The sequence below is a fragment of the Thermostichus sp. OS-CIW-29 genome (assembly GCF_054058195.1).
The window spans coordinates 39,996-46,224 of record NZ_JBSSAB010000027.1 but is presented as its reverse complement, the minus strand read 5'-3'; the positions used below and the strand labels follow the sequence as shown (position 1 = coordinate 46,224).

At 57.8% G+C, this 6,229-nt stretch carries 5 protein-coding genes; 3 read left to right on the top strand and 2 right to left on the bottom strand.

Annotation, left to right across the window (positions count from 1 at the left end; translation table 11 throughout):
• Nucleotides 1-290: 290 nt before the first annotated feature.
• The 3 genes from ACVWZJ_RS10220 (at nucleotide 291) to ACVWZJ_RS10210 (ending at nucleotide 3,756) form a co-directional block, all read left to right on the top strand.
• The gene (locus tag ACVWZJ_RS10220; RefSeq protein WP_457395976.1) at nucleotides 291-776 is read left to right on the top strand and encodes a 2Fe-2S iron-sulfur cluster-binding protein; all 486 of its coding nucleotides are present in this window, start codon (nucleotides 291-293) and stop codon (nucleotides 774-776) included.
• 165 nt (nucleotides 777-941) lie between these two features.
• Complete coding sequence (locus tag ACVWZJ_RS10215) at nucleotides 942-2,327, top strand: FGGY-family carbohydrate kinase (RefSeq protein ID WP_457388710.1); 1,386 nt, start codon at nucleotides 942-944, stop codon at nucleotides 2,325-2,327.
• A 235-nt stretch (nucleotides 2,328-2,562) separates the two neighbouring features.
• On the top strand, nucleotides 2,563-3,756 hold the full coding sequence (locus ACVWZJ_RS10210) for an RNA-guided endonuclease InsQ/TnpB family protein (protein WP_457395975.1): 1,194 nt from the start codon (nucleotides 2,563-2,565) through the stop codon (nucleotides 3,754-3,756).
• A 319-nt stretch (nucleotides 3,757-4,075) separates the two neighbouring features.
• Here ACVWZJ_RS10210 and ACVWZJ_RS10205 read toward each other — a convergent pair whose 3' ends face one another.
• Together ACVWZJ_RS10205 and ACVWZJ_RS10200 are read right to left on the bottom strand one after the other, a co-directional pair.
• A complete protein-coding gene (locus ACVWZJ_RS10205; protein ID WP_414342539.1) occupies nucleotides 4,076-4,297 on the bottom strand; it encodes a hypothetical protein in 222 nt (73 codons plus the stop codon).
• Nucleotides 4,297-6,150 carry a S8 family serine peptidase gene (locus ACVWZJ_RS10200; RefSeq protein ID WP_457395974.1) on the bottom strand — a complete coding sequence of 618 codons (1,854 nt, stop codon included), beginning with the start codon at nucleotides 6,148-6,150 and terminating at the stop codon, nucleotides 4,297-4,299. The genes ACVWZJ_RS10205 and ACVWZJ_RS10200 overlap by 1 nt, the downstream gene beginning before the upstream one ends.
• Between the last annotated feature and the right edge of the window lie 79 nt (nucleotides 6,151-6,229).

The window sequence follows — 6,229 nt, the reverse complement described above, 5'->3', positions numbered from 1 at the left end:
ACATGGCCGGCACTGCGTTTTTAAAGGGCGTCGGCTACGGTCGGCGCTATCCTTCCCTGCCCTGAAGGACGGGGCTTGCCGCGCCTTTTGGTCAAGTTTCTGAAGCCTACACCAGCAAGACCTATAGTTGGAGTGCCGAGAAGGCTCAGAGAGCATTCGTATGCACCGAGACCTGAATGGCGCATGGGGGATTTTCCTGCATGCTTAGGTAGAACTGCCCTGTTCCGGCAATCTGCATTGGTGAAAGATGCTAGCTTTTTTAGCATCCAGTAGCCCAAAAAGTGCGGACTATGGTCAAGCGTGTGCGGTTGGATCCCATTGCCCAAGTGTCTGAAATCGCCACCAACAGCAATTTGCTCTCGGTGCTGCTGCAAGAAGAGCTGAATGTGTTGAAAGAGTGCGGTGGGCGCGGCCTCTGCGCCACCTGTCATGTGTACGTTAAGGAGGGGATGGAGTCTTTATCCCCGATGAGCAAGCGGGAGCAGCGCACCCTGGAGGCGATCACCACCTGCAAGCCCAACTCCCGCCTGGCCTGCCAAGCGCGCGTGCTGGGGGAAGGGGTGGTGGTGGAATTGCCTGCCGGGATGTACATCCATGCTTTTCAGGATATCGAGGCGTTGATCGGTCGGCGGGCCGAACAGCCGCTTTTGCACCCTGTAACCGGCGCCATTTTGGTGCAGGAGGGTAAACTGATCACCCGCTCGGTGCTGGAATCGGTGAAAGGGCTGGATCTGGATATCCAAGAAGCGTTGGCTCGGAGCAGCCAGGAGTTTTGAAATTGTGATCGCGACAGCGGGCCGGAGTCCTTTCCCATCCTTTAGGCCAGTTTGAGCCACTTGGCCACCCCATCTATACAGAGAGCATTCTTGGGCCTTGGGCACTCCATCATGACAAGGCATTTTCCTTCCTAATGATGAGCTGATGATGAGATGAGTACCCCTATGCCCCCTGTGTTTCTTGGGATCGATCTGGGCACTTCTGGGATGCGGGTGGTGGCCCTCTCAGAGCAGGGGGAGGTGGTGGCCAAAAGCGAGCGCCAGTGGGATCCCCCAGAGACCAATCCGGGCCGCTGGTTGCGAACCCTGAAAGCCCTTTTGGGACAACTGACCGCGCAACTGGGGGAGCAGTATTCCATTGCAGCTCTGAGTGCTTGCAGCACTTCCGGCACCATTCTGCCGGTGGATGGTCGAGGCATGCCGTTGGAACAGGCGTGGCTGTATTCTGACCCACGGGGCCAGGCTCAGGCCAAGCAATTGGGGATCCCTGCCAGTTGGGGTCTCAGCCGTTGGCTGTGGTGGGCGGAAGCCTATCCTGATCAGTATCGAGACAGCTACTTGGCCCATCCGGCGGACTTTTTGCTGAGCCAACTGGGGGGGCGCAGGCAGGTGACCGATCACACCCATGCCCTCAAGAGCGGTTTCGACCTGGAGGCCTACACCTGGCCTCAGGAGTGGTTGGCGCGGCAGGGCCTAAACCCCAAGCATTTCCCCGAGGTGGTACCGCCGGGAACGGTTTTAGGAACGGTGCGAGCAGACTGGGGGTTGGGGCCGGAAGTGCTGATCGCGGCAGGGATCACCGATGGCTGTGCCGGGCAACTGGCGGCAGGGGCTATTCGCTTGGGGCAGGTTTCCACCAGCTTGGGCACAACCCTTATTTTTAAGGCCAACAGTCCGGATCCCATACAAACCCCAAGCATCTATTCCCATTTGCACCCGGACTGTGCTCCACACCGCTGTCGCGAACGAATGGTTTGGTGGCCGGGGGCCGCCTCTTTTTGTGGAGGCGGAGTTTTGCCTCATTACTTCCCCGACGGCAACCTGCAAATGCTGGATCAGCAAGCTCAGGCTTATCTGCCCACCGGGCTGGTCAGCTATCCCCTTTGTCAGCCGGGAGAGCGTTTTCCCATTGTCGATCCCCGGTTCGCCGGGTTCTTGCCGGAGGCAGAAGAGGGATCCCCCCGTTTTTACGCTGCTTTGTTGGAGGGGGTAGCGATGGTGGAGCGGCTGGGGCTGGAAACGTTGGCCGCTCAAGGGATCCCAGTGCCAGAGCAGAGCCCGATTTTCACCACCGGTGGAGGCAGCAAAAGCCCTCTCTGGTTGCGCCTACGCGCCAGCATCCTTGCTCGTCCCTTGGCTGTGGTGAAACACCCGGAGCCGGCTGTGGGGGCAGCCATCTTGGCCGCTTCTGCCTATTGGTGCTGCTCTGTCCAACAGGCTGCCGATCGATTGGTACAGGTAGAACGCTATGTTCAACCGGATCCAGAGTGGGTGAAGTCTTACGCAGAGATCTACTCGGTCTTTCACAGCCGCCTGAGCAACCTGCTTTGACATGTTCCCTGCTCTACTGGCTTGCTTCCCCGTAGCGGTAGGGTGAGGATTCTTGTTACTGGTTCCACAACAGCCCTTGCCGCAAAGGATCCCGTCCCGCTTTCGCCAGTAGGTTTCCCCTCTAAAACAGCGATGATGGTTTCCCAGTTGTTCAGCTTACTAGCGCAGGAGCCCCGCACTGTACCCGTAGGGTCAGTGTCGGGAGGAATGCGCTTTGATGAAGTACAATGAACTTATGAGCCAAGTCCTGACCATATCCTGCAAGCTCAAGGTGTCCCAGTCGCAAGCCGCTAAATTGGACGCGACGATGGATGCCTTTGTGCAGGCACTGAACTGGGTCAACCAGAACACGCCGGAGAAGATCGTCAACGCGGTCAAACTGCAATCCCTTTGCTACTACGAGATTCGAGCCCGGTTCGGCTTGTCCAGTAACTTGGCTCAACAGGTGTGCAGACGGGTGGCAGGCGCTCGCAAAGTGGCGAGACAGCGCAACCGTCCGGTTAAAGAGTTCAAGCGTAGGTTCGTTACCTACGATGCACGTATCTTCTCATTTCGCGAGAAAGACTGGACGGTGTCGCTGACCACGGTGGAGGGGCGAGAGCGCTTTGAACTAGCCATTGGCAACTACCAGCGTGGGATGCTGGCTGGTTCTAACCCCAAATCGGCCACCCTAGTCCAGCGGAAGGACGGCTCCTACTACATCCAGATTTGCGTAGAGGAAAAAACACCCAAGCAACAAGATACCGACAGGGTGATCGGGGTGGACTTGGGGAGGACGGATATTGCCCATACGTCAGAGGGGGACAACTGGAATGGACAGCAGTTGAACCGAATCCGAGACCACTACTCCCGGTTGAGGGCGGCACTCCAACGCAAAGCCAGTAAGGGCACACGCAGTTCGCGGCGCAGATGCCGTCAACTGTTGCAACGGCTGTCTGGCAAGGAGAGACGCTTTCAAGTGTGGGTCAATCATCGCATCTCCAAAGCTATTGTCTCTAGGGCAAAAGCTACCAACAGTGCTATTGCTCTGGAAGACTTGACAGGGATACGGGAAAAGGTCAATCAACAACCCCGCAGCAAAGCCGAACGGCGTAGGACCAACAGTTGGGCGTTCTACCAACTACGTCAGTTTCTGGAGTACAAGGCGAGGGTTGCAGGGGTTGCTCTGATTCTTGTGCCGCCTGCCTACACGTCGCAGACCTGCCACCGGTGTTTGCACATCCATCCCGACCCTGCGCAATCCTACCGCAGTGGCAAGTCGTTCAAGTGTGAGCACTGTGGATGGGAAGGGGATGCGGACTTGAATGGTGCAAACGTAATTGCGCTCTTGGGGGCTGTCGTAAACCAGCCTAGAGGTCCGGGCTTGTTTTGTTCTCTGGTAGAGCAGAACAGGCTCAGGGCTACTGAAAGCTCGCTCCGTACCGCTTAGCGGTCGGAGTCGGGTAGTTTACGCTACAGACTTATGACTATGTAAATTAAGCGGTCACGGGATACAGCTGCCTACCTACGTTTTTTGAGCTTCGTGAATGCTCAGCCGTGGAAACGAGATTCTTTTTAAACAGAAATGAAATATTTTCGTTGCATTGCTTCCTAACTTTCCTTCTCTCCTGAGAGAGAAGCTAGGGGTGAGGGTCGGCAGCGAGGTGTCTCAATCTTGTTTGAAGCGACTGTAAAAGCATTCTGACATCGAAAAGCAGGGATCCCCGCTTGGGGATCCCCGATTGGTATGGCCGGAGCCGCAAGCCAAGCTAGGGCTGCCGCTGGAAGCTCTTGACTTCTAAAACCGGCCCTACCTGAGCCACCGTCACCATGTCTTCTCTGATCTGTCCCTGGATGGTGACCTCTAGTCCCTCTTGCAAGAGCTCTTTGGGGGCACGGAAAAGGGCATAGTGCTCGCCGGAAGGCAGCGTCAGCACCCACACTCCCCCTTCGATATCCAGGAACTGGATGGTACCGCTGTACTCTTGCATCACTGCCTCAGCGCCAGCCCGGTTGCCGTGGATTGAGATTCCGTAGCCGCTTGCGCTCCCAAGTAGGCCAGGCCCAGGCAGAGCAAGCCATTGAAGAGCAAGAAGGAGCGACCCAACCAAGCAGAGGATCCAAGCCATAGCACCCCCTCATAAAACAGGGATCCGGACAAGAGCAGATGCGAGGCCATGCCGATGCACAAGCCGATCACCGCCCAGCGCCAGCGCCGATGGCCCAGGAGCAGCAACATCAACAGGCCTGGGATCAACACGCTGGCAAATAGGGGGTTCAAGGCATTGGTCTGGGCAAAGGCGGTGCCCAACTCCGGCAGGGAGCTACCCGCCAATTGGAAGGGCCAACGGGGGCCACCGACAATCGCCAACCCCTGCAAGGGGAAAAGACCGGCGCTGCCCAAAAGCATCCCAGCCAGCAAAGGCACCGTCTGCAGCAGCCGCTTGGGAGCCAGCCACCAGCGGATCAGCACCAGGATAATGTAGCCGCCCACCACCATCAGCAGCTTCGGCACCAGAGCAATCGGGCCACCATCGAACCAGAAGCGTGGGTTGAGGTAGCCATTGTTGTTCAGGTACTGCAGGAAGTCCTTCAACCAGAGCACCAAGGGGTTTTCCTCCTGTTGCCCTGTGGCCCTGGCCAGCGCCTTGGCTGCATCCAAACGACCAGCCCCGTAGAAGTTCTGTTTGTCGCCGGGCACTGGGGTAGCCGACATTTTCAGCACTTCCTCCACCTTGTCCGGGTCTTTGATGCCCTGAGCCTGGATCAGAGCTGCCACACCGGCTACGTGGGGAGTGGCCATGCTGGTGCCTTGGAAGTAGGCAAAGACCGGCTCGTTGGGGTTACGACGATTGATGGTTTGCTGCAGAATGCCGTACTCGGGGTGATCAGGCGTTTTGGCTCCGCCGGGAGCAGAGATGTCCACCCCCACCCCATAGTTGGAGTAGGGGGCTTTCTCCCCGTTGGGCCCCGTGGCCGAGACAGCGATCACATGCGGGTAACGGGCCGGGTAGCTCACCTGGTTGGAGTTTTCGTTGCCAGCGGCTGCGATCACCGTCACCCCCTTACTGTGGGCATAGGCCACCGCCTCCTCCATCAGTTGGGCAGAAGCGCGGCTACCCAGGCTGAGGTTGATGATCGTAGCCCCGTGGTCGGCAGCATAGCGGATCCCTTCCACCACATCCGACAGGGATCCAAAGCCATTGGCATCCAACACCCGTACCGGCATGATCTTGGCCTTGAAGGCAATGCCGGCTACACCCAAGACATTGTTGGTGGATTGGGCGATGGTTCCCGCCACATGGGTGCCGTGGCCGTTGAGGTCTTCCGGCTCCTCATCGTCGTCCACAAAGTCATAGCCCTTCACAAATTGGGTTTGGGCCAGGTCGGGAACTCGGGTTACTCCCGTGTCCACCACGGCTACCGTCACCCCTTCCCCTTGGGAGATGTCCCAGGCTTCCGGCATGCGGATGGCCCTGAGGTTCCATTGCTGGGGATAGAGGCGGTCATTGGGCACGAAAGCCGCCTGGAATTGATAGTTGGGGTGAGCATACTCGATCAAAGCTTCGTCGGTGAGCCGCTTAACCAGCCGCCGCGTGGATCCCAGGTGGTCGGCATCCACGTCAAACAGGTAGATCGCTTCTTGGCGGGCAAAAGCGCTGTCGCTGCTGGGGCGGAGCGTCAAGTGATACTCTTTAGCGATAGCAGCAATCTGACTGGGGGTGGCCGTGTTTACAAAATTGACCACGATGCTGTCGTAGGGGGCGGATCCCTTGCCGCAAGCCGTCAACAGCAATGCCATCAAGCCGGCGCAGCAAAGACCCAACCAGCGTCTGAATTTCATAATTCACGCCCTCGGGATCCAAAATTGTTGCAACCAGTATGCCCTCTGGATTGACAATTGACGAGATGAGATCCGGCAT